Below are 22,858 nucleotides of genomic sequence, written 5' to 3'. Positions count from 1 at the left end.
AATTTCCCGATGAATTACGTTTACGTAAACGTTAAGTCAACTCTTGACGTGCCGGGTCGCCTTTGGTCTATCTGAGCTTCATTCGTGAGAGGAAAAATTGCCCGAATTCGCATATGGCCACTAAAAATGTCGTGTTTTGCACCGCGAAATGAGGCAAACAGGACCATAGAAGCTTGGCCCCTTCGGGCAGAGGGAGACAAAAATGAGCGAACAGGAAACGCTTGGCGAACGCGAAAGCATGGACGTGGATGTCGTCATCGTGGGTGCCGGCCCCGCAGGACTGGCAGCCGCCATCCGGCTGAAGCAGATCGCCATTGAAAAGGGTGAAGAGCTCAGCGTTGTGGTCCTGGAAAAAGGATCGGAAGTCGGGGCGCATATCCTGTCCGGCGCCGTCATCGATCCCATTGCCCTCGACCAACTGCTCCCTGAATGGCGCGAAGAAGAGACGCCGATCAAGACTGCGGTGACGGAGGATCATTTCCTGGTCCTTGGCCCGGCGGGGTCACTGCGGCTGCCCAATATTTTCATGCCGAAGCTGATGAACAACCACGGCAATTACATTGTCTCGCTCGGGAATGTCTGCCGCTGGCTCGCCGAAAAGGCGGAAGCGCTCGGTGTCGAGATCTATCCCGGTTTCGCGGCGGCCGAAGTGCTGTATGACGATGAAGGCCGCGTTGCCGGTGTCGCCACAGGCGACATGGGGATCGGCCGGGACGGCAAGCCCAATGCCATGTTCACCCGGGGCATGGAACTGCGCGGAAAATACACGCTGATCGGCGAAGGCGCGCGTGGCTCTCTCGCCAAGGTGCTGATTAACAAATACGAGCTCGACCGCGACAGCGACGTGCCCAAATTCGGGATCGGTATCAAGGAACTCTGGCAGATCGATCCGGAAAAGCACAGGCTCGGCCTGGTGCAGCATTCCTTCGGCTGGCCGCTGGATGGCAAGACCGGCGGCGGGTCCTTTCTCTATCACCTGGAGGACAACCAGGTGGCCGTCGGTTTCGTCGTCCATCTCAATTACGAGAACCCGTGGCTTTCACCGTTCGATGAATTCCAGCGCTTCAAGACGCACCCGGCGATCCGCGACACATTCGAGGGTGGCAAGCGCATTTCATATGGCGCACGCGCGATCACCGAAGGGGGCTACCAGTCCGTCCCGAAGCTGTCTTTCCCCGGCGGTCTGATCATGGGGTGTTCGGCTGGATTGGTGAATGTCCCGCGCATCAAGGGGTCTCACAACGCCATGTTGTCGGGCATGCTCGCCGCCGATGAAGTGATGGCGGCCATCGGGCGCGGAGAGGCTCATACAGAGCTTAGCAACTTCGACAAGGCGTGGCGCGAAAGCCCGATCGGCGCGGACCTGAAGAGAGTGCGCAATGCCAAACCGCTCTGGTCCAGATACGGGACCTTGCTCGGCGTTGCTCTCGGCGGTCTCGACATGTGGACCAACGAACTGTTCGGCTTTTCCTTCTTCGGCACCCTGAAGCACGGAAAACGCGATCGCGACACGCTCAAGCCCGCAAAAGACAGCAAGAAGATCGACTATCCGAAGCCGGATGGTGTGATTTCCTTCGACAAGCTGTCCTCCGTCTTCCTGTCCAATACCAATCACGAAGAGGACCAGCCCATCCACCTCAAGGTGGAGGACCCCGTGCTGCAGAAGGTATCCGAACACGATGTCTTTGCCGGCCCTTCAAGTCGCTACTGCCCGGCCGGCGTCTATGAGTGGGTGGAAGAAGGCGCGGATGCCCCGAGGTTTCAGATCAACGCCCAGAACTGCGTCCACTGCAAGACCTGCGACATCAAGGATCCGAACGGCAATATCACCTGGACCGTTCCGGAAGGCTCGGGCGGGCCGAACTACCCGAACATGTAGGGACGATGTCCCGAAACAATCGCAAAAGCCACGGATTTCCGTGGCTTTTCTTTTTTCCGGGCTGGAAAAACAAGCGGCACCGGGAAGGAAACCTTCCCGGTGCCGAAGTCTTGTGGCCGATGGGTCGATTCAGGCTGGCTTTTGTGGGGGACCAGCCTGCTGCGGTTATCATTCGCACACGGCGAGGTAAGCAGATGCGCCGCGCACCTGCATACCGTTGCGCGAAGTCCGCGCCACAAGGTGTTTGCCTGAATTGAACGCCAGGCAATTATGTTCTGGGGTCAGGATCTAAACAGAGCCGACGTGCACAATATTTTTTCCAGATTTGACCTGGATTATCTCGGGGTTCGTATTTTGTTAAACCACGTTAACCAAACCCTCGCTGGCTGTGGAGATAGCCTGACGTTATGGTAAGGTCAACCAAATAATAAAGCTGATAAAATTAAACTATGACTCCACAAGGGCCTTTTATACCAAGTGGTCAAATTCTGATCATGCCCGGATAAATTGCACTTGCTAAAACCTGAGAAAATGACCCCAGTTAAGTAAAGAGAAGAAATAGAATCGAAGCTCCATCAGGAGAGGCCCGCCCATTTTCATCATATTTTTCTGTAATTTAATCCTGCGGAAGCTGAATTCTTCAGCCATAGATTTTTTCTATGTCACAATAAATTAACAATATAAACTGTCCAATTCTTTGAAACCAAAGCATTTCTTGGATCGTTGTCAGCAGGGACAAATCGATGGCGGCACATGCAAATCTGGAATAGATCGTGATTTTACCCATAAACTATTGATATATATTGGTTTATATCTTTTCCACACGCCCGGATAACTCAGAACAATTATGATTGCGCATTCATGTTCGTTAATTTAGGTTTACTTTCAACGGGGCTGATCCGGGCGAACTTCAAGAGAAACTTGGTTGTTTTCAGCAACGCCTCGAAAGAATAAAGGATCTGGCTGTGGCTATGCGGTCAGATGCCTTGTGGGCAGAAAGTATACGGATCCATATTTGAACCTCGGCGGGTTTAAAGACGGTTCTTCCCGGCTTTCAAAAACACACTCAGATTGGTTGTGCGCCTTTCTGGGTCCCATCGACCACAAGGTTAAGCATCGGGAAGGCCACTTCCCGATGCTTTTTTTTGCCCTTCTGCCTGAGTCTGTTTTGCCGGTGGAGGCAGATTTGCTTACCGCAGACAGTTTCGGCGCACTTCCCCGGTAAATACGACAGACAAAAAAGCCCCCGCGCTCTTCCGAGTGCGGGGGCTCTTCCTGGTGTCAACTCAACGTGCCTCCGGATCTCGAATCGATTCCGATTGGAGGTCCGGCGCTTGGGCCGTGCCGGGTTAAATGGCGTTCAGAAGATTACCCGAGCGCATTTGCAACGCAAATACAGCCTCACAGGCGACCTCCATACATCCGCTCAACCGCAACGCGCTTTAAGCTGCGCTCTTGCGGCCGGTTGTGCGTCTACGATTCGGACGGCGGGCCTGCTGCGCGCGGTTGTCGTTGTCGCTGGGCGATCCACTGCGTTTGTTGCCGAAGGACTTTTTGCCGCCCGGCTTGCCGCCGCGGTTACCGCCACCGCCACGCTTCAGCTTGACAGCTGCCGACAACGGCGGAACTTCGCCGCTTGCAACAGCGATGTCGATGCCGATCAGCTTTTCTATCTGACGGAACAGGCCGATTTCTTCCGGTGCACAGAGGGCAACCGCTTCACCTTCAGCGCCTGCACGTGCCGTGCGACCGATCCGGTGGACATAGGCTTCGGCAACTTCCGGCAGTTCGAAATTGTAAACATGGCTGACGCCGGGAATATCGATGCCGCGGGCAGCCACGTCGGTTGCCACCAGCACGTTGATCTTGCCCTCGCGCAGTTCACGGATCGCCCGTTCACGCTGATTCTGGCTCTTGTTGCCGTGAATCGAACCTGCGGCGATACCGCTTTGCGCCAGCTTGCGCATCAGCCGCTCCGCACCGTGCTTGGTGCGGCAGAAGACCAGCGACATGCCATCCGGCTTCGACTTCAACTGGTCGACCAGGAAATCGCCTTTGGAATTCTGGTCCATGAAGTGAACGGACTGTGTGACCTTGTCCGCCGTCTTGCCGACCGGCGAGACTTCCACCCGCTCGGGATTGCGCAGGTAGGACTGGGCCAGTTCGTTGATCTGCTTCGGCATGGTTGCGGAGAAGAGCATCGTCTGACGGTCTTTGGCGACCAGTCCGGAGATGCGGCGCAGCGCATGAATGAAGCCGAGGTCCAACATCTGGTCTGCCTCGTCAAGAACGAGATAGGAGGCTGACTTGAGGTCGACCGCCTGACGGTCGACGAGATCAAGAAGCCGGCCCGGGGTTGCGACCAGAATATCCGTCCCCTTGGAAAGGCGCTTGACCTGTCCGTTGATCGAGACACCGCCCACAACGGCGGTGACGCGCAGCGGGGTGTTTCTCAGGAAGGAAATCAGGTTCTTGGCGATCTGGTTCACCAGTTCGCGTGTCGGCGCCAGAATGAGGGCGCGAGCGCCCTTCGGCCGGGCTCTCTGGTTGTCTGCAAGAAGACTGTCGATAAGAGGCAGTCCGAAGGCTGCCGTTTTGCCTGTTCCGGTCTGGGCCAGACCCATCAGGTCACGGCCTTCCAGGATCAACGGGATCGCTTTTTGCTGGATCGGTGTCGGTTCGTCGTAGCCGTTATCAGCAACAGCGCTCAGGAGGCCGTCGGACAGTCCCAGGCTTTGAAAGTCGGTCAATATAAATTCCTTGGTTCGGGCGTGACAAACACACCCGGATAACCGCAGGAACGTATCCTTGCGGTTCGTTTTTGGAGTGCGGCAGCCGAATCGTTTCGATAAACGGGCTCTTCGCCGCCAGACCCTCGCGTGACATGGGAACTGGTTGGACCCCTCATTGGGCCCTTGTCTGCAATCTGCAAGCGGCAGCCCTTGGAAACACTGAGGTTTCGATAAATAAGGGCGCGCTGTCTGCTCACGCGGCAGAGGTTGCATGCTGCTATATCGACTTAGCCAGCTGAAAAGTCAAGCGAAGATACCGCATTGCATCATAGGGCCTGATGCCCTGAGTTGGCTATCACGGTTTCAGGCGGATCAGCCGTCCTTCGTCACTGTCGGTCAAGACATAGACGAAACCGTCCGGCCCATGACGCACGTCGCGGATACGTTCGCCGAGATCCGTCAGGAGCTTTTCCTGCGAGACGACCGCGTCTCCTTCAAGCTGCAGCCTTGCCAGATGCTGGCCGCGCAAAGCCCCCACAAGCAGACTTCCCTGCCAGTCCGGATAGGTGTTGCCGGTCACGAAAGCCATTCCGGAAGGGGCGATCGACGGGTCCCAGTAATGGATCGGCTGCTCCATGCCGGGAGCGGACGTCCCCTCACCGATCATGGCTCCGGAATAGTGTCTTCCGTAGGAAATCACCGGCCAGCCGTAGTTCTTGCCCGCTTCGGGTATGTTGATCTCGTCACCGCCGCGCGCGCCGTGCTCGACGGTCCACAGGTCACCTGTGTGCGGGTTGATCGCCGCGCTTTGAGGATTGCGGTGGCCGAAGGACCAGATCTCCGGTTTGTGGTCCTGAAGGTCGATGAAAGGGTTGCCCGGAGCCGGCTTTCCTTCCGGCGTCAGGCGCAAAACGGATCCCGCGTGATCGGAAGGGTCCTGCGCGCGCTTGCCGTCGCCGCGCTCGCCCACCGTCATGAACAGCGAGCCGTCCGGAGCGAAAACAAGGCGCGAGCCAAAGTGCCTGCCGCCGCCAGCCGTGTTGTTTCCGGTGAAGACCGTCCTGCCGTCCTCAAGCCGGTAGCCGGTCTCCTCCGGAACAAGCCTTGCCCTGAACAGCGACGTCCCCGCCCCTTGCGAAGATCGGTCAGAGAAGCTCAGGAAGATCGTGGCATCCGTCTGGAAATCGGGACTGAGGACAACATCCAGAAGCCCGCCCTGCCCCTGTGCGAAGACCTCGGGCGTGCCCGGCACGATACTCTGCCGGCCTTTCGCGGAGACGAATTTGAGCGCCCCGTCCCGTTCGGTCACCAGATAACCGCCTTGCGGCAGGAAGGCGACGCTCCAGGGATAGGAAAGGCCGTCCGTCACCGTTTCCAGATCGACGGCGGATTGGGCGGTTGCCGCCGTCATTGCCGAAGAGGCGGCCGCAAACAGGGCTGCGACCAGCGTGAAGACAGACATCTTCCTCAAAATCATTTCGGACCCTTCCCGACTGCAATCCAACTCCTGCCTCTCCAGATAGGAGCGCCGGAAGAGATTTACAGTCGGCAGGTCGTCAAAAATCCGCGAGGGTCCTTCATTACTTCAGCGAACGGGTCTGCGCCTCGACGCCCGCCAGAGCCGACATGTTGACCACGCCGCGCGACGTTACCGACGGGGTAAGAACGTGCGCCGGCTTTGCCGTTCCCAGCAGGATCGGGCCGACATGCAGGGCCTGCGTCGCCACCTTGAGCAGATTGTGGGCGATGTTGGCCGCATCAAGGTTGGGGAACAGCAGAAGGTTGGCTTCGCCGCTCAGCTTGCTGTTTGGCATCACCCGCTCACGCAGCGCTTCGCTCAGAGCGCTATCGCCGTGCATTTCGCCGTCCACTTCAAGGTCCGGATAGCGTTTCCAGATCAATTCCGTTGCCTCGCGCATCTTGCGCGAGGATGCCGTTTCCCGTGAGCCGAAATTCGAGAAGGACAGCAGGGCGATCTTCGGCTCGATCCCGAAGCGGCGGATTTCTTCTGCGGCCAGCCCTGCCATCTCGGAGATCTCTTCGGCGGTCGGATCCTCGGTGACGAATGTGTCTGACAGGAAAAGCGCGCCGCGGCTGTTGATCAGGAGCGACATGGCGGACAGGTCACGCGCGCTGTCACACACGCCGATAATCTGCTTGATGTCCCGCAGATGGCGGCTGAACCGGCCCTCCAGCCCACAAATGACGGCATCGACCTCGCCGCGCCTGACGGCAAGCGCGGAAATCACCGTGGTGTTGGTTCGCACGACGGTTCGCGCCGAATCGGGCGGCATGCCGTGGCGGCCGACGCACTCAAGATATTCATCCACGTAGTCGCGATAGCGCGGGTCGTCCTGCGGGTTGATAAATTCGAAGTCGACATCCGGGCGGATCTTCAGGCCGAAGCGCTCGCAACGGGTCTTGAGAACGTCCGGCCGGCCGACGAGGATCGGTGTGGCGATCTTGTCCTCGATCATGACCTGTGCCGCACGCAGGACGCGCTCGTCCTCGCCTTCGGCGTAGATAATCCGCTGCGGATCTTTGGCGGCGTTCTGGATGATCGGCTTCATGATCAGGCCGGAGCGGAACACGAAGCGGTTCAGCACATCCATATAGGCAGCGAAATCCTCGATCGGACGGGTGGCAACACCGGAGTCCATCGCCGCCTTCGCCACGGCCGGTGCCACGCGCAGGATGAGGCGCTGGTCGAAGGGCGAAGGGATCAGGTAGTTCGGACCGAAGGTTTCGGTCTTGCCGCCATAAGCCCGGGCGGCCACGTCGGACGGTTCCTCGCGGGCAAGGCCGGCGATGGCTTCCACCGCCGCGCGCTTCATTTCCTCGTTGATCGTCGTCGCGCCGACATCCAGCGCGCCGCGGAAAATATAGGGGAAGCACAGTACGTTGTTGACCTGGTTGGGATAGTCGGAGCGGCCGGTGCACATCACCACGTCGTCGCGCACGGATTGGGCCAGCTCGGGCATGATTTCCGGGTTCGGATTGGCCAACGCCAGAATCAGCGGACCTTTGCCCATCTTTTCGACCATATGGGGCTTGAGTACGCCGCCGGCCGACAGCCCGAGAAACACATCGGCGCCGTCGATAACTTCGTCGAGTGTCCGTTTGTCGGTTTTCTGGGCGAAAGCGGACTTCCACTCGTCCATGAGCGCCTCGCGGCCTTCATAGACGACCCCTTCGATATCGGTGACCCAGATATTTTCCCGCCGGGCGCCGAGTGAGATCAGCATGTTCAGGCAGGCCAGGGCCGCGGCACCGGCACCGGAGGCGACGATCCGGGCGTCCTCGATCTTCTTGTCGGCCAGTTCCAGAGCGTTGCGGACGGCAGCGCCGACAATGATCGCCGTGCCGTGCTGGTCGTCATGAAAGACCGGGATGTTCATTTTTTCCCGGAGCCGGGCCTCGATCATGAAGCATTCCGGCGCCTTGATGTCTTCCAGGTTGATGCCGCCGAAGGTCGGCTCGAGGACGGACACCGCATCGACGAACTTGTCGACATCGTTTTCGGCGACCTCGATGTCGAAGACGTCAATCCCGGCGAATTTCTTGAAGAGGACAGCCTTGCCTTCCATCACCGGTTTGGAGGCGAGTGGCCCGATATTGCCGAGGCCGAGAACGGCTGTGCCGTTGGAGATCACGGCTACCAGATTGGCACGTGAGGTATAGAGTGCCGCCTTCGAAGGATCGTCGGCGATTGCAAGACATGGGGCGGCGACGCCCGGAGAATAGGCGAGCGCCAGGTCGCGCTGGTTGCCCAGCGGCTTGGTTGCCTGGATCTCCAGTTTACCGGGTCGCGGATGCTCATGATAGAACAGGGCGGCGTCAGTCAGATCGCTCTCGGTGTTGTTGCCTTCGCTCATGACGGTCCCTGCCCTCTTCCCTTGAATCACTGTTCTGTCGCATCTGCATTCAGACGAACACAGGATGCGCTGTCTTTTCAATATCGATCAAGCTTCCGTTTCATATGAGTGCACATGAAAGCGGATCGACCGTGTTCGCATCTGCCGTGGGTACCGTCTGTCCGTACCCGTTGCAAAATCGTGAATGAACGCCGAGATTTACCCGGCACGCTGCAAAATGAGAACCCGTAGTAACGTGAAGAGCACGATGCTGTTCAGGATATGCCACAGGAAATGGGTTCCAATCGCCAGATCCGCACAGAGCGGCGCGTCCAACATCCGGAAGCCAAGCGATGCGGTGAAAATCACCCCTGTCAGCAGAAGCCGGCCGCCGAGCCTGCGGTCGGTCCGGATACACAGCCCGCCGACCACGAAAATCGCCAGCAGGGCGGGAACGTAGCCCGCCGAGGACCCGGCCAGCGGCGCCAGTGCACCGATGACAAGTGGCGAGGCCGCAAAGAAGATGACGACGATGCCGGCCGCCGCCCACCAGGTTAGCGCCAGAAAGCGTTTCAGCGCGAAAAACAGATAGACATGGATGAAGAGCGCGATCGGGATCACGTCGGCGAGGCTTGCCCAGCGGGTCGCGAATGTGTGGAACAGGAAGGATCCCACGCCCGTGGCGAAGACAATTGCGATCAGCAGAAGCGCCGGCAGATCGTCCGGCGTTTTTCTGCGCCAGATCAGCCAGGCCGCAAGGGCGGCGATCAGAAAGGCGGCATTGGTGACAGCGTTGAGCGGTTCGGCCCAGAATTCCGGTCCGAGCCGCTCGCAGTAATTGTTCACCTGATCGCTCAGCGCCATTCGAGCATGCCCTGATCCCTCTGCCGCAGTCACAAGCTCTGATTACAGCGCGGATGGGATGGCTTTTCCAGTCACATTTCCCAGCCTGGCAATCCCGGCTTCGATCTTTGCAACATCCGCATTGGAGAAGCTGAGACGCAAGGTGTTGGCGCCGCTGCCGTCCGGATGAAAGGCCCTGCCCGGGACGAAGGCGACCCTGGCAGTTTCAACCGACGCTTTCAACAATTCAGCGGCATCCATACCGTCCGGCAGATCCATCCAGATGAACATGCCACCCTCCGGTTTCGTCCAGCGAACGCCTTCGGGCATATGCTTTTCAAGAGCTGCCAGCATCGCATCCCGGCGCGATTTGTAGACCGCCCTGGTTTTGGCGACATGCGTGTCGAAATGCTCTTCGGCCACGCGCGCCATCGCTTCCTGATTGAGAACCGGCGTGTTCAGGTCACTTGCCTGCTTGATCAGGACCAGTCTGGAAATCACCTCTGATGCGGCGCAGATCCAGCCGAGCCGGAGGCCAGGCGACAGGGATTTGGAAAAACTGCCGCAATAGAGCGTACGGGTGTGATCGATGCCGCCGGAGGCTTCGCAATCGAGGGCCAGCAGCGGGCGCACAGCGTCGCCTTGATAGCGCAGGCATTGATAGGGCGCGTCCTCGACAATCGCGCAGTTCAGATCATCGGCGAGCGACAGGACCTTCCGGCGCTCTTCCAGATCCAGTGTGAGACCGGTCGGATTGGCGAAATCGGGTGACAGATAGGCGAATTTGACCCGGCCGCCCGCTTCGTGCGCCCTGGCTGCGTAATCGGCAGCCGGTCGGTTGGCGCCCGGATCGAGCCGCTCGAAGCGGGGCTCATAGGCGTTGAACGCCTGCAGGGCACCGAGATAGGTCGGCGATTGGACCAGCGCCGTATCTTCCGCAGACAGGAAAAGCTTGCCGATATAGTCCAGTCCCTGTTGGGAGCCGGACGTGACCAGAATGTTTTCCGGGCCGCAGTCGATGCCGAGATCGCGCATATGTGCAGCAATCCAGCGGCGAAGACGCAGGCTGCCTTCGCTCACGCCGTATTGCAGAGCTTTTCCGGCCTCCGGGCCTCCGAGAATATCCGCATAGGCGTTCTTGAACGCTTGTGAAGGAAACAGCGAAGAATCTGGGATACCGCCGGCGAAGGAAATCACGTCCGGCTGATCCAGCAGCTTGAGGAGTTCACGGATTTCCGAGGCGCGCATTCGGCTGGCGCGTCTGGCATAGAGGCTGTCCCAGGTGGTCATTTTCTGCTCTTTGGCGATTGCTTCGATATTTAAGTCAATAATACTGACCTAAATATTTAGCAAGTGTCCCAATCTTGTTATTTTTTGAAATTTTATTGCGCAACCCTCCCCCTCTCCGAAAAGGCGAAGGCTCTGGAACCTGCACCCGCAATCGCCTATCTGTTAGCAACAAAGGAGACCGCCATGCCCCGTCTGGACGATACGCGCCCGTTCATCCCGCTCAACATCGCGGTTCTGACCGTGTCCGACACCCGAACGCTGGACGAGGATCGTTCCGGCAACACTCTGGCCGAGCGGCTTGAAAAGGCAGGTCACCGGCTCGCGGACAGGAAAATCGCGACCGATGACGTGCCCGCCATCCAGAATGTCGTGAAAAGCTGGATCGCAGATCCGGGCGTCGACGTGATCATCTCCACCGGCGGCACCGGCTTCACCGGCCGTGACGTGACGCCCGAAGCCATGGAGCCCCTGTTCGAAAAGAGGATGGACGGATTTTCGGAAGTGTTTCACCGGATTTCCTATGACAAGATCGGCACGTCGACGATCCAGTCCAGAGCAACCGGCGGCGTTGCCGGCGCTACCTATATCTTCGTGCTGCCCGGCTCACCCGGCGCCTGCAAGGACGCCTGGGACGGCATCCTGAAATGGCAGCTCGACTATCGGCACATGCCCTGCAATTTCGTGGAAATCATGCCGCGCCTCGACGAACATCTCAAACGCGGCAAGCTGCAGGAGGTATAAGCCGGCGCTTTGTCCGGTTTACCGGCACCGTGAAGAACGTCACCCGGCTTCGATACCCCATTGCGCCAGTTCAATGGTGATGCCTTCCGGACCGGTGACGAAATAGAGCAGCCGGTCGTGGAAATTCTTCAATTCGCCGCGCACTTCGACGCCATGACCGCGCAACTTTTCAATCAGCGCCTCCGCATCGTCCACCGCGAAGCAGATGTGATTGTAACCGGTCTTGTCGAGACGGCCAGAGAGCGGATCGACCGCAGCCTCCGGTGAGCGGTAGTGCAGCAGCTGAATTTCGAAGCGCGGCGACAGGCCGGGAACGACCAGCGTGACGTGATCGGCCTCGATATTGTCCACGCCCATGTATCCGGAGAAGACCTCGCCCTTGATGACCGTCGTCTTGTGCGATTCCTCCTGAAACCCCAGAAGACCAAAAAAACTTTTCGCGGCATCCAGATCGCGGACGCAGATGGTGCAATGATCGAAGCGTTTAATCATGATGTTCCTCTGAAATGCCTGTTTCGGAGTGTCCGGAGCTCAGGTTAGGGCAGACATGACGCAAAACTTCTCAAGACCGGTAATAATTCGCGTCGCCATTCCGGTTGAGGAGGCTCCCTTCAGCCGTGCAGCTTGACTGCAACGCTTGCCGGGATCCGCAAGGTGCCGACGCAAAAGCGTGCCAGGGCCTGACGCAGCCTTGAAATCACTCCTTCACGTTCGGTTTGTCCGGAAGAAACGGCGGCCGCCCTCAGGAAGACGATCCGGCTGCGGCCGATGCGTTTGGCAATATCGAGGTCTTCCAGCTCCGGCAGGGGTCTGTGCCCGCCGAGTTTCTTGTAGAACTGCCGGGAAATCAGGAGGCCCTGATTGCCATAGGGCATGCCGAGAAGCTGAGAACGCAGGGCCGCGATGGACTCGCTGACCCGCGCGCTGAGGCCGAACGCTTCGTAACGCAATCGGAAACTGGCTACCGTGCGGTCGCCGTTGGGCGCTCTTGATGCGCGTTCGACAAATGCCTGGGCTTCGTGATGCCAGCCGCTTTCCAGAATCGATTCTGGATGCAGGAACAACAGCCAGTCGCCCCGTCTCGACCGGGAGGCGCCGAAGGACAGGCGCTCGCTCCGCGGCGCGTGCAGGGATACCCATTCGCATCCGGCCGCATCGGCAACCTGTTCGGTATTGTCTGAAGATCCGCCATCCACGACGATAACTTCGCGGATCACGCCCTCAGCCGCCGCCGGAACCAGCGCAGACAAGGCGTGCACCAGATCGGTTTCGGAATTTTTTGTCGGAATAATGACGCTGATCATGTTGGCAAGTTTTACATGAAAGTTTTTTAAAGCGCGAGAGACGGGGCTTGTTAAAGCGCTTAAATTGGCTAATGTTCCCTTTATGTTCTTTTCTCTCTCCGGTTCACGATCATGAAGTCAGCAATTCAGCCTCTGGATGGGGTGCCGTGCCCGGAAAATCCGGAGATCGAGCCTGCCCGCCTGGCGGAAGAGCGCAGGCGCGGACGCGGCGCCGCCCTGAACAAGACCGGCAGGTTCGAACCGCTTAGTCGCGAAAGCTTCGACGACGGCTGGAACAGCCTTGAGGATCTGCCGCCGCTGCAGACCCACGTGCAGGAGGAGCGCGCGCGAACGATCATCACGCGCAACGAGTCGCCCGATATTTCCTTCGACCGTTCGATCAACCCTTACAGAGGCTGCGAACATGGCTGCGTCTACTGTTTCGCCCGACCGAGCCATGCCTTTCTGGGCCTTTCTCCCGGGCTGGATTTCGAAACGCGCCTGTTTGCAAAACCGAATGCGGCCCAGCTCCTGGAGCGCGAACTCTCCAAGCCGGGTTACAGTCCGCGCGTGATCGCCATCGGCACCAACACCGACCCCTACCAGCCCCTTGAGCGCCGCTATACGCTGATGCGCGAAATCCTGGAGGTTCTGGAAAACTGCAGCCATCCCGTCGCGATCGTCACCAAATCCGCCCTGGTCACACGGGATATCGATATCCTGGCCCGCATGGCGGAACGCAACCTGGTCAAGGTAGCCCTGTCGGTGACCTCGCTTGACCGCAAGCTGTGCCGGGCGATGGAGCCGCGCGCCAGCGCGCCGCACAAGCGCCTGGAAGCGATAAAGGCCCTTTCGGAGGCAGGCATTCCCACGTCCGTCATGATGGCGCCCGTCATTCCCGCCCTGACCGACAGTGAAATCGAGAGCCTGCTGGAAGCCGCCGCCGAGCATGGTGCGGCGGAGGCCGGCTATGTGCTGCTGCGCCTGCCGCTCGAAGTTTCCGAACTTTTCCGGGACTGGCTGCTGCGCGAGCGGCCGAACCGCTACCAGCATGTGATGAGCCTCATCCGCTCCATGCGCGGCGGCAAGGATTACGACGCGAAGTGGGGTGAACGCATGCGCGGCGGCGGCCCCTATGCCGATCAGATTTCGAAACGGTTTTCCCTTGCGGCCAAGCGCCTGAGTCTGAACCTGCGCCGCAAGAAACTCAACACGGACGACTTTGTTCAGCCGCAAAAAGGCGGTGTGCAACTGGATCTCTTCTAGGCAACCTGCTTGCGCCGGGATGCTGCTCGCGGCAGGTTCGAGATCATGACAGACGGCCATTCACTCTTTGACCTTGCCTTTTCCGACGGGCTGGATCTCAAGCTTGAACGCAAACATGCGGCTTCATTCGACGGACTGATCTGCGGTGTCGATGAAGCCGGACGCGGGCCCTGGGCGGGCCCGGTGGTCACTGCCGCCGTAATCCTGGATTATGACCGGGTGCCGGCGGGACTGAACGATTCCAAGAAACTCACCGAGGCCGTGCGCGAAGAGCTGTTCGAACAGATCGTGGCAAGCGCCCATGTAGCCGTCGCCAGTGCGTCACCTGCCTCCATCGACAGATACAACATCCGCGCGGCCACTCTTTCGGCCATGGTCCGCGCCGTGAACGGACTGGCACGACCGCCGGAATATGTACTTGTCGACGGACGGGATGTTCCGCTCGGGCTTAAACAGCCGGGCCAGGCCTTGATCAAGGGGGACGGGCGCTGCCTGTGCGTCGCTGCAGCCTCCATCGTCGCAAAGGTCACACGCGACCGGATGATGGTGCGGCTCGACGATCACTTGCCGGGATACGGCTTTGCCCGGCACAAGGGATACGGCGTTCCACAGCATCAGGTGGCGCTGAACACGCTCGGGCCCTCTCCGCATCACCGGATGTCTTTCAAACCGGTGCGGTTGGCCGCGGGGGAGCAGGCGTGACAGGCTCCGAAAACCGGCGACCGTAACCTTCTGCTTCCCCGCGTCCTCGTATAGCCGGCCCCTGTTCGGGACCGGTCAGATGAGGGCAGCGAGCTATCCGTCCGCAACCGCTTTTATCGTTTCGTCCTGACCGGAGGACGTCGTCACGATCTGCGGACATCGCCTGCACATCGCGGCGCCTTCCTGGGCGTACCAGCGGCAGGATTTGCGAAGGACACACGGAGGCAGGCTGTCGACAACCTCCTCCAGCCCGGTCAATATCCGTTTCGCCAGCTGGCAATTACCGTTTCCGAAATGCACGCAACTGGATGTCTCGCACGCCGCGCCAAAGCGAAACACGGTTGTCGGTTCCAAAGGAGCCGCCATTTCAAGCAATTCAGGCGTAACAGGCTGATCCCCGTTCAGATAGGCAATACGCGGTTCGCCGTTTTCATGCTCGACGAGCCCGATCACCCTGGCGCCTGCGGAAGTGGGCTGGGAGCTTGGACACGATAGATCTTCGCCGCCTGCCCTTTCTTTGGTAGGCATCGCTCGGATCCTTCAGTACGGCCTGTACCCCATTGTGATCTTGCCTTCGCGAATAATGGCAATCGCTTCGGCTTCGAGCGAGGGAACGTCGAGCTCGCTGGTGATCCGGTTCGACAGTTTCGATATTTCCAGGGCACTGACCTCTTTCATGAGTTCCTCCCTGATCCTGAAACCGAGTGTCGTCGGATTGATCAGCATTTCAAATTCGATGTCACCAATCCTGATGTTGGGCTGCTCTTCGATCGCGCGATAGACGACCTTCTTCGTGCGTTCCATGACTTCTTCGATCGGCAGGGATTTCGGCTTGCAATCGCCCATGACAATTCTCCTATAAAAAAATTGGAAATCAAAATATTTACAGCGCTATTTTAGCATGTATTTCGAGTTTTAACTATCCTTGGTAGTTATCTGAACCCTCGCGATCAAAGCCGGTTTTCGGGAACACAAATAAAAAAAGCGGCCACATGGGCCGCTTTTCAGGTTTTCGCGATGTCCGAAAAAATTCGGCGTCTTCTGCATTCGGTTGAACGCGGAAGACGCCGACATTTCAAAGGTCGATCAACTTTCGGCTTTCATGTGGTGCCACTTGAAAGCCGATTGATCTAGTTCAACCGGTCTTTCACCTGAGCGATGCTCTTGGAAAGAATATCGTCGGCAACCTTGTCCTTGACCTTGGCAGTCAGGATTTCCTCGGCTGCCGCCACGGCGATATCAGCTGCCTTGGCGCGGACTTCGGCAATTGCCTGGGTCTCTGCCTGGGCGATCTTGTCTTCCGCGGCCCGGGTCCGGCGGGCGATCATTTCTTCAAGAGCCTGATTGGTTTCCACCGTCAGACGCTCTGCTTCCGAATTGGCTTCGGCGATGATGGCTTCTGCCTCACCTTCGGCTTCGTGACGCTTGCGCTGATACTCCGACAGAAGAGCCTGGGCTTCGTCGCGCATCTTGCGCGCTTCGTCCAGCTCCTTGCGGATTGCTTCGGCGCGATCATCCAGAGAAGCCCCGATCTTGGACGGAACCTTGATGTAGATAATCAGTGCGAAGAAAAGAACGAGACCGACCGTGGCCCAAAATGTTGCGTCCATGGTGGTCTCCTCAGTCCATGACCGATTTCAGCGCCTTGGACAGATCGGTCTTGGTCGGAGCCTTGCCAATCAGCTTCTCGACGAGCGCTGACGTGGTGTCTCCGGCAATTTCCTCGATCTGGGAAAGGGCCTCGGTTTTGATGCCGCTGATATGGGCTTCCGCCGCCTTGAGCTTTTCAGCGAGCCCGGCTTCCGCTTTTTCGCGGCGGGCTTCGTTGTCGGCTTTCAGCTTGGCCCGCGTGTCGCTGGCAATGCCATGTGCCTTGTTGCGGGCTTCAGCCAGCGCCTGCTCGTAAGCCGCAATCGCCGCGTCGGTTTCTTCCTTCAGGCGGTTGGCCTCGGAAAAATCACCGGCAATACGGTCCTTGCGGTCTTCCAGGATCCCTGCGAGACGCGGCATCGCCACGTTCTTCATGATCCAGTAGAACACGGCAAAGGTGATGGCGAGCCACAACAGCTGGGAGGCAAAAGTGGTCGCGTCGAACGGCGGGAAGCCCGCGCCGTGTTCTGCGGCCGGCACGTCTATGACTTCGTGCATGCCTTCTGTGGTCGAATGCGTTTCGCCTGCCATTTTCTGTCTCCTAAATCCGGCTGGACGGCTATCGGATCAACCGGCATCCATGCGCGAACGCATGAATGCCGCAAAATCGATCACTCTTTTGAGTGCTAGCGCATCGTGTCGGTGTTCATTCGAACGCCGGATGCACATGAGCGCCGTCACCGGAGTCGCATCGATAATCGCTGCGGATGAGCGATCAAGCGAACAGGAGGATCAGGGCGACCAGCAGCGAGAAGATGCCCAGAGCTTCTGTAACGGCGAAGCCGAAGATCAGACGGCCGAACTGGCCATCAGCAGCGGACGGGTTGCGCAGGGCGCCGGCGAGATAGCTACCGAAGATATTGCCGAGGCCAATACCAGCGCCGCCCATGCCCAGGCATGCGATACCGGCACCGATGTATTTTGCTGCTTCTGCTTCCATGACACGTGCTCCTAGATGGTGTTTGCAGATTTTCTCACGCACGGCGCGAAGGCCGTGTGATTGGATGACCCTTAGTGTGAAGGATGAATGGCGTCGTTCAGATACATGCAGGTCAGGACCGTAAAGACATAGGCCTGCAGGAATGCGACCAGGAATTCCAGCGCCGTCAGGGCGACCGTCATTCCGAGCGGCAGGATGGATCCGAAGATACCGACCGCGCCAAGGGCGCTGAGGCTTACGATGAAGCCCGAGAACACTTTCAGCGTGATGTGACCTGCAAGCATGTTCGCAAAGAGACGAACCGACAGGCTGATCGGACGCGAAAGGAAAGAGATCACCTCGATCAAGGTCACCAGCGGAAGAAGTGCAACCGGCACACCGCTGGGAACGAAGAGCTTGAGGAACTTCATGCCGTTGCGCATGAAGCCGTAGACGATCACGGTGATGATCACCAGCATCGCCAGCGCGAAGGTCACGATGATATGGCTGGTGATGGTGAAGAAATACGGGAACATCCCGAAGAGGTTTGCGACAAGCACGAACATGAAGAGCGAGAACACCAGGGGGAAGAACCGCATCCCCTCGGTTCCCGCGGCGCTTCTCAGCGTCCCTGCGACGAACTCATACGCCATTTCCGATACCGACTGCAGGCGGGACGGCACAAGGCCGCGACCGCTGGTCGAGAAAATCAGGAAAGCGCATGTCGCTGCCACGGTCAAAACCATGAACAGCGAAGAATTGGTAAAAGAGAAATCCACGCCCCCGACTTCAATCGGAAAGATCTTCTGGATTTGGAACTGATGGATCGGATCGTTCGCCACCGGCCAGCCTTCTTCGCTCGTTCATAATCACTGCGCCCGAAGGCGCGACAAAAACCTAGTCAGATCCGTCCTTTTGAACGTCTTTCTCGCGCTGGATCTTTGCGTCCGGCTGTTCGGCGACACCCACCGAACGCAGAACATTCAAGACACCGGCTGCGAAGCCCAGCAGCAGGAAAACGATCAGCCCGAGAGGCGATGTTCCCAACCACTGATCGAAAACCCAACCGATTCCGGCACCTACCAGAATGCCCGCAATGAACTCTGAAGACAGTTTCATTGCATGCGCATATCCGGATGAGCTGCTTTGCGACTTCCGCGCGGCTTTCTGTTCCACCGCCTTCAGGCCGTCAAGCTTCCGGTTCAATTGGGCCCGCCGTTCCGACAGACCAGCTTCCGGGTTTCCCGCCGCCCGATCTTCCTTATCGCCATTGTGCGAAGACATGTTCGTAAGTCCTCAGCCCGTGCCGACTTGTCAGATCCAAACAACAGGGGAGCCCCTTAAGCCGCGCGCACCATAGTCGGCACCACATGTCGTGTCAAGGAGCCTTAAACAAACTATATCCAATTGAAAATAAAGGAGTTTTTCCGACAGAAGAGATTCAGACGAGACCTAAGTTGCATAAGCTTTTGCGGCACCGCCGAAGCAGATGCGGTCTCAGCCTGTTTCGCGGAATCGTTCCGCTGTCTCCAGATCCACCGAAACCAGCTGGGAAACCCCGCGTTCGGCCATAGTTACCCCGAACAGACGGTTCATGCGGGCCATCGTGATCGGATTGTGGGTTATGACCACGAAGCGGGTTTCCGTACTGGACGCCATTTCGTCGAGCAGATCGCAGTAGCGCTCCACATTGGCGTCGTCGAGCGGTGCGTCGACCTCGTCGAGAACGCAGATAGGCGCCGGGTTCGTCAGGAACACCGCGAAGATCAGCGACATGGCCGTGAGCGCCTGCTCGCCGCCCGACAGCAAGGTCATCGTCTGCGGCTTCTTACCCGGTGGCCGGGCGATGATTTCCAGCCCGGCATCAAGCGGATCATCGGAATCAACCAGCTGCAGTTCAGCCGTGCCGCCACCGAAGAGATGGGTGAACAGACGCTGAAAGTGGCCGTTGACGACTTCAAAGGAGGTCAGCAGGCGTTCGCGTGCTTCGCGGTTGAGGTTGGATATGCCCGTGCGCAGACGGCGAATCGCCTCGATCAGATCGTCGCGCTCGGACGTCAGCGTCGATTTCTGTTCGTCGATTTCGCGCAGTTCTTCCTCGGCCCGCAGGTTGACGCCGCCGAGGCGCTCGCGCTCCGCCTTCAGCCGCTCAAGCTTGCGCTCCGTTGCCTCGGGATCGGGGAGCGGCGCGCCGTCCTTCAATCCGGCAATTTCCGGCAGGGCGGTGACGGCGACTTCCAGGTCCTCGTCGATCCGGCGTTCCAGATTGCTCTTGCGTTCGCGGGCCGCCTCCAGACGCTCCTCGGCGCGGATCTTCTTCTCGCGCGCGCCGGCCATGGCTTCCATTGCCGCCTTGGCGGCGCGATCTACATCCGCAAGGTCCAGTTCCGCCTGCTGAAGCCGGTCGTCGCGGGCCTTTTTCTCTTCTTCCGCCTTGGCAATGGCGGAAAAAAGCTCCCGGCGCTTGATCTCGATGTCTTCGGGGGCCTCGATCAGTTCCGCCCGCTCCTCTTCCGCCTCGTCGCGGCGTTCCTTCAGAACGGCGATCTGCTGGGCGGCGTTGGCGGCGCGGGTCTTCCAGCCGTCATATTCGCGGGCGATCGCCTCCAGGCGCCGGTCCCGCATCTGCTGTTCACGTGCCAGGCCTTCCGACACCGCCCGTGCTTCCGCAAGGGCGCCGCGGGCGGTTTCAACCTGCCCCTGAAGATCAGCGATCCGGTCCGTGTAGCTCGTGCTGTCCGGTGCCGATTCAAGGCGCTCTTCGGCCTCAATGACCTGTTCGCGTGCCAGTTCGGCCTCTTCGCCGATGCGCTCGGCGCGATCCCGGGCGGCTTCCTTCCGGGCGGCAAGCTGGGACACGGCGCGTTCTGCTGCGGCCAGCGCTTCGCGGGCGGACGCGGCCTGCCGCTGTCCGTCGCGAACCTTGCCGCGGGCGGTCTGCTCAAGTTCGACGGTCTGGCGGACGCGCGCGGCGGCGGTTTCCAGAATTTCCTTGCGGTCCTCCACCGTCCTGCGGGCGGTGTCGATTTCCTCGGCCAGTTCCGCCAGCCTGTTCTTCTGGGACAGGCGCTGCGCGGCCGGCGTTGGCGCATTGGCCGCAATCACAAAGCCGTCCCAGCGCCACAGGTCCCCTTCCCTGGAGACCAGCCGCTGTCCCGGCTTGAGCGCCGCACGAAGAGCCTGGCCCTGTGTGTGGTCGACAATCCCTATCTGACGCAGACGCCGGGAGAGTTCTTCCGGTGCATCGACGAAATCCGCCAGCGAGCGTACACCGTCGGGCAACTGTGGATCTGCTGTCCCTGGCAAGGGGCTGCCCCATTTAACGGCGGCCGCCTCTTCCAGCGAAGCATCCAGGTCCTCGCCGAGCGCGGCGCCGAGGGCGGTTTCATACCCCTGCTCCACCCGGATCTGTTCCACCACCGGCGTATGATCCTGCTCGGAATGAACGTTGAGCACCTGTTCCAGTGTGCGGGCTTCCGTCTCAAGGCCCTGCTGCAATTGCTGGGCCTCGCTCAAGGGGCCGCGGGCGGACTGCTCCTGCTCGCGGGCCTCGCGCGTCAGCGTTTCGGCTTCCTCGACCGCGCTCTCGGCCTCCGCAAGGGTTTCTTCGGCAAGCTCAAGCGCCTCACGGTTCTCGGCAATGCCGTCATGCTCGGCCATGCGCGCATCGATTTCCGCCAGCGCCTGCTGGGCTTCCTGCGCCTGGGCAACAAGCCTGTCGGCTCGCTGGCGGCTGTCGGCGACGGCGCGCTCCAGCTGACGGCGCTCGGCGCTCGCGCGTGCTTCCGCTGCCGTCAACTCAGAGAGTTGGGCCTCCAGGCCCCGAACCGCTTCCTCGGCTTCAACCGCCTTTTCGCGCGCGCTTTCGGTGCGTTCCTGCACCATTTCGTTTTCTTCCAGAAGTTCCGCGCGCTCTTCCGACAGGCGCTCCAGCACCTCGTCATTTTCCGAAACCATGCTCTGTTCGCGGCGAATGTCCTCGACCAGTTGAACCAGCCGCCGCTCGAGATCCTGCAGCCGTTCCTTGACCCGCCGCTCTTCCGCATCCAGTTCGTTGCGGGCAATGACCAGCCGCTGCAGGGCGGCGCCGGCACCCGCGGCTTCCTCCCTGAGTTCAGGCAGCTTGTGCGCGGCGATGGCCTGAATACGGGCGCTTTCCGCCTGCAGGCTGGTCGCTTCATTCACATCCTTTTGCGCATCCGCGAACTGGATTTCAGCCGCCGACAACGCATCGCGGGCTTCCGTCCAGCGGATGTAGAGGATCGAGGCTTCCGCCGCGCGGATTTCGGAAGACAGGTTCCGGTAGCGCGATGCCTGCCGGGACTGGCGCCGCAGATTGTCGAGCTGGCTGTCGATCTGGACGAGCACGTCTTCCAGGCGTTCCAGGTTCTGTTCGGCAGCCCTCAGGCGAATTTCCGCTTCATGGCGTCTGGAATGCAGACCGGAAATGCCGGCGGCTTCTTCCAGGATCTGACGGCGGGAAGTCGGTTTGGCGGCGATCAGTTCGCCAATCTGGCCCTGGCGCACCATTGCGGGCGAGCGGGCGCCGGTGGAGGCGTCGGCAAAGAGCAGCTGTACGTCGCGGGCGCGCACATCGCGGGCATTTATCTTGTAGTTGGAGCCCTGCTCGCGTTCGATCCGTCGGCTGACCTCGAGCAGATCGGCATCGTTGAATGCGGACGGCGCCGTGCGGTCGAGATTTTCGAGATAAAGAGTGACTTCAGCGGTGTTGCGCGCAGGCCGGTTGAGACTTCCGGAAAAGATCACGTCGTCCATGCCGGAAGCGCGCATGTTCTTGTAGGAATTTTCGCCCATTACCCAGCGCAGGGCTTCGACCAGATTGGACTTGCCGCAGCCGTTCGGCCCGACCACACCGGTCAGGCCGTTGCCGATGATGAATTCCATCGGTTCGACGAAGGATTTGAAACCGACGATACGGAGCTTGGAAAACTTCACCGGCGCCCACCTCTTGCGAAGCAGGGCGCCGAAAGACCGGAAGCGAAATCAGGGCATACCAAGGCGGCCGGTTGCAAAACCGCCGGCTTAGAGGTTTTCCTCAATGATCTTGCCCAACTCATCAATCGACAGCGCCCCGGAGTGCTTTTCCCCGTTGATGAAGAATGTCGGCGTGGAGTTCACACCGAACTCAGCGGCGCCGCGATCCTTCACAGCATTTACTGCGTCCAGCATGCCCTGGTTTGTCAAGCATTCCTCAAAGGACTCCTGTGTAAATCCGATCTGTTTGGAAAAATCGAGCAGGGATTGGTAGGGATTGTCGGTGAAGGCCCAGCTGCGCTGCTGTTCGAACATGATGTCGACGATTTCGAAATACTTGTCGGCCGGCGCGCAGCGCGCCAGCATGAACGCGGCGGCGGCAACCGGATCCAGCGGGAATTCACGGAAAATGAAGCGGACCTTGCCGGTATCGATGTAGTCTTTCTTCATGTCGGCGTATGTCTGCTTGTGGAAGTTCGCGCAGTGACCGCAGGTCATGGAGGCGTATTCCACGATGGTCACCGGTGCATCTTCCTCACCCAGCACCTTGTCGCCGAGCGGGCCCGGTTTCAGCAGTTCGTCCAGATCGACCGATTGTGCGAACGCCGGAAAGGTTCCGGCCAGGGCAAGCGCGGTGGCGGCCAGGGCGGTGGTTTTGAGAAACTGTCTGCGGGTCTGGGTCACGGGGTCGTCCTGTTCCTTTG

Annotated in this window: 20 protein-coding genes; 4 read left to right on the top strand and 16 right to left on the bottom strand. The window is 59.4% G+C overall.

Features of this window, described 5'->3' with window-relative positions:
* Positions 1-202 precede the first annotated feature (202 nt).
* Positions 203-1,879 (top strand): electron transfer flavoprotein-ubiquinone oxidoreductase, encoded by a 1,677-nt coding sequence (locus tag Q1B40_RS05610; protein ID WP_299811187.1) that lies wholly within the window; start codon positions 203-205, stop codon positions 1,877-1,879.
* 1,442 nt (positions 1,880-3,321) lie between these two features.
* Here the strand turns inward: Q1B40_RS05610 and Q1B40_RS05605 are convergent.
* The 5 genes from Q1B40_RS05605 to Q1B40_RS05585 form a co-directional block, all read right to left on the bottom strand.
* The gene (locus tag Q1B40_RS05605) at positions 3,322-4,629 is read right to left on the bottom strand and encodes a DEAD/DEAH box helicase (RefSeq protein ID WP_299811185.1); all 1,308 of its coding nucleotides are present in this window, start codon (positions 4,627-4,629) and stop codon (positions 3,322-3,324) included.
* Positions 4,630-4,966: 337 nt separating this feature from the next.
* On the bottom strand, positions 4,967-6,088 hold the full coding sequence (locus tag Q1B40_RS05600; protein WP_299811183.1) for a PQQ-dependent sugar dehydrogenase: 1,122 nt from the start codon (positions 6,086-6,088) through the stop codon (positions 4,967-4,969).
* A gap of 103 nt (positions 6,089-6,191) precedes the next feature.
* Complete coding sequence (locus tag Q1B40_RS05595; protein ID WP_299811181.1) at positions 6,192-8,486, bottom strand: NADP-dependent malic enzyme; 2,295 nt, start codon at positions 8,484-8,486, stop codon at positions 6,192-6,194.
* A gap of 198 nt (positions 8,487-8,684) precedes the next feature.
* The gene (locus tag Q1B40_RS05590) at positions 8,685-9,329 is read right to left on the bottom strand and encodes a ceramidase domain-containing protein (protein WP_299811179.1); all 645 of its coding nucleotides are present in this window, start codon (positions 9,327-9,329) and stop codon (positions 8,685-8,687) included.
* Positions 9,330-9,371: 42 nt separating this feature from the next.
* Positions 9,372-10,598 carry a PLP-dependent aminotransferase family protein gene (locus Q1B40_RS05585; protein ID WP_299811176.1) on the bottom strand — a complete coding sequence of 409 codons (1,227 nt, stop codon included), beginning with the start codon at positions 10,596-10,598 and terminating at the stop codon, positions 9,372-9,374.
* 183 nt (positions 10,599-10,781) lie between these two features.
* On the opposite strand from Q1B40_RS05585, the gene moaB reads away from it, so the two are divergent.
* Complete coding sequence (moaB, locus tag Q1B40_RS05580; protein WP_299811175.1) at positions 10,782-11,339, top strand: molybdenum cofactor biosynthesis protein B; 558 nt, start codon at positions 10,782-10,784, stop codon at positions 11,337-11,339.
* 39 nt (positions 11,340-11,378) lie between these two features.
* Here the strand turns inward: moaB and Q1B40_RS05575 are convergent, their stop codons facing one another.
* Positions 11,379-11,831, bottom strand: coding sequence for a VOC family protein (locus tag Q1B40_RS05575; RefSeq protein WP_299811173.1), 453 nt, complete (start codon positions 11,829-11,831; stop codon positions 11,379-11,381).
* Between the two features lie 119 nt (positions 11,832-11,950).
* Positions 11,951-12,643 (bottom strand): glycosyltransferase, encoded by a 693-nt coding sequence (locus tag Q1B40_RS05570; RefSeq protein WP_299811172.1) that lies wholly within the window; start codon positions 12,641-12,643, stop codon positions 11,951-11,953.
* A 111-nt stretch (positions 12,644-12,754) separates the two neighbouring features.
* Here Q1B40_RS05570 and Q1B40_RS05565 point away from each other — a divergent pair, with 111 nt between their 5' ends.
* The gene (locus tag Q1B40_RS05565; protein WP_299811171.1) at positions 12,755-13,888 is read left to right on the top strand and encodes a PA0069 family radical SAM protein; all 1,134 of its coding nucleotides are present in this window, start codon (positions 12,755-12,757) and stop codon (positions 13,886-13,888) included.
* A 45-nt stretch (positions 13,889-13,933) separates the two neighbouring features.
* Positions 13,934-14,590 (top strand): ribonuclease HII, encoded by a 657-nt coding sequence (locus tag Q1B40_RS05560; protein WP_299811170.1) that lies wholly within the window; start codon positions 13,934-13,936, stop codon positions 14,588-14,590.
* Between the two features lie 93 nt (positions 14,591-14,683).
* Here the strand turns inward: Q1B40_RS05560 and Q1B40_RS05555 are convergent, their stop codons facing one another.
* The 9 genes from Q1B40_RS05555 to Q1B40_RS05515 all read right to left on the bottom strand — a co-directional run bounded on the left by Q1B40_RS05555 (position 14,684) and on the right by Q1B40_RS05515 (position 22,838).
* Positions 14,684-15,118 (bottom strand): hypothetical protein, encoded by a 435-nt coding sequence (locus Q1B40_RS05555; protein WP_299811169.1) that lies wholly within the window; start codon positions 15,116-15,118, stop codon positions 14,684-14,686.
* A 12-nt stretch (positions 15,119-15,130) separates the two neighbouring features.
* Positions 15,131-15,436 (bottom strand): hypothetical protein, encoded by a 306-nt coding sequence (locus Q1B40_RS05550; protein WP_299811168.1) that lies wholly within the window; start codon positions 15,434-15,436, stop codon positions 15,131-15,133.
* A gap of 284 nt (positions 15,437-15,720) precedes the next feature.
* Positions 15,721-16,200: an ATP F0F1 synthase subunit B gene (locus Q1B40_RS05545; RefSeq protein ID WP_299811167.1), complete on the bottom strand. Its 480-nt coding sequence runs from the start codon at positions 16,198-16,200 to the stop codon at positions 15,721-15,723.
* A gap of 10 nt (positions 16,201-16,210) precedes the next feature.
* A complete protein-coding gene (locus tag Q1B40_RS05540; protein ID WP_299811166.1) occupies positions 16,211-16,771 on the bottom strand; it encodes a F0F1 ATP synthase subunit B in 561 nt (186 codons plus the stop codon).
* 184 nt (positions 16,772-16,955) lie between these two features.
* Complete coding sequence (locus tag Q1B40_RS05535; RefSeq protein WP_068407233.1) at positions 16,956-17,180, bottom strand: F0F1 ATP synthase subunit C; 225 nt, start codon at positions 17,178-17,180, stop codon at positions 16,956-16,958.
* Between the two features lie 71 nt (positions 17,181-17,251).
* Complete coding sequence (locus Q1B40_RS05530) at positions 17,252-18,001, bottom strand: F0F1 ATP synthase subunit A (protein ID WP_299811163.1); 750 nt, start codon at positions 17,999-18,001, stop codon at positions 17,252-17,254.
* Positions 18,002-18,056: 55 nt separating this feature from the next.
* Complete coding sequence (locus Q1B40_RS05525; protein ID WP_299811160.1) at positions 18,057-18,443, bottom strand: AtpZ/AtpI family protein; 387 nt, start codon at positions 18,441-18,443, stop codon at positions 18,057-18,059.
* 213 nt (positions 18,444-18,656) lie between these two features.
* Positions 18,657-22,115: a chromosome segregation protein SMC gene (gene smc, locus Q1B40_RS05520; RefSeq protein WP_299811158.1), complete on the bottom strand. Its 3,459-nt coding sequence runs from the start codon at positions 22,113-22,115 to the stop codon at positions 18,657-18,659.
* An 87-nt stretch (positions 22,116-22,202) separates the two neighbouring features.
* On the bottom strand, positions 22,203-22,838 hold the full coding sequence (locus Q1B40_RS05515) for a DsbA family protein (RefSeq protein ID WP_299811156.1): 636 nt from the start codon (positions 22,836-22,838) through the stop codon (positions 22,203-22,205).
* Positions 22,839-22,858: the final 20 nt, after the last annotated feature.

It is taken from the genome of uncultured Roseibium sp. (genome assembly GCF_947496995.1).
In the GTDB taxonomy this organism is placed as follows: Bacteria; Pseudomonadota; Alphaproteobacteria; order Rhizobiales; family Stappiaceae; genus Roseibium.
This window is presented reverse-complemented; position numbering and strand designations above follow the sequence as displayed.

Excerpts from the sequence above, each read along its gene's own strand:
- Q1B40_RS05570 (WP_299811172.1), bottom strand. The coding sequence starts at position 12,643 with ATGATCAGCGTCATTATTCCGACAAAAAATTCCGAAACCGATCTGGTG.
- Q1B40_RS05560 (WP_299811170.1), top strand. The coding sequence starts at position 13,934 with ATGACAGACGGCCATTCACTCTTTGACCTTGCCTTTTCCGACGGGCTG.
- Q1B40_RS05600 (WP_299811183.1), bottom strand. The coding sequence starts at position 6,088 with ATGATTTTGAGGAAGATGTCTGTCTTCACGCTGGTCGCAGCCCTGTTT.
- Q1B40_RS05595 (WP_299811181.1), bottom strand. The coding sequence starts at position 8,486 with ATGAGCGAAGGCAACAACACCGAGAGCGATCTGACTGACGCCGCCCTG.
- Q1B40_RS05545 (WP_299811167.1), bottom strand. The coding sequence starts at position 16,200 with ATGGACGCAACATTTTGGGCCACGGTCGGTCTCGTTCTTTTCTTCGCA.
- Q1B40_RS05575 (WP_299811173.1), bottom strand. The coding sequence starts at position 11,831 with ATGATTAAACGCTTCGATCATTGCACCATCTGCGTCCGCGATCTGGAT.
- moaB (WP_299811175.1), top strand. The coding sequence starts at position 10,782 with ATGCCCCGTCTGGACGATACGCGCCCGTTCATCCCGCTCAACATCGCG.
- Q1B40_RS05525 (WP_299811160.1), bottom strand. The coding sequence starts at position 18,443 with ATGTCTTCGCACAATGGCGATAAGGAAGATCGGGCGGCGGGAAACCCG.
- Q1B40_RS05550 (WP_299811168.1), bottom strand. The coding sequence starts at position 15,436 with ATGGGCGATTGCAAGCCGAAATCCCTGCCGATCGAAGAAGTCATGGAA.
- Q1B40_RS05555 (WP_299811169.1), bottom strand. The coding sequence starts at position 15,118 with ATGCCTACCAAAGAAAGGGCAGGCGGCGAAGATCTATCGTGTCCAAGC.
- Q1B40_RS05535 (WP_068407233.1), bottom strand. The coding sequence starts at position 17,180 with ATGGAAGCAGAAGCAGCAAAATACATCGGTGCCGGTATCGCATGCCTG.
- Q1B40_RS05565 (WP_299811171.1), top strand. The coding sequence starts at position 12,755 with ATGAAGTCAGCAATTCAGCCTCTGGATGGGGTGCCGTGCCCGGAAAAT.
- Q1B40_RS05540 (WP_299811166.1), bottom strand. The coding sequence starts at position 16,771 with ATGGCAGGCGAAACGCATTCGACCACAGAAGGCATGCACGAAGTCATA.
- Q1B40_RS05585 (WP_299811176.1), bottom strand. The coding sequence starts at position 10,598 with ATGACCACCTGGGACAGCCTCTATGCCAGACGCGCCAGCCGAATGCGC.
- Q1B40_RS05590 (WP_299811179.1), bottom strand. The coding sequence starts at position 9,329 with ATGGCGCTGAGCGATCAGGTGAACAATTACTGCGAGCGGCTCGGACCG.
- Q1B40_RS05610 (WP_299811187.1), top strand. The coding sequence starts at position 203 with ATGAGCGAACAGGAAACGCTTGGCGAACGCGAAAGCATGGACGTGGAT.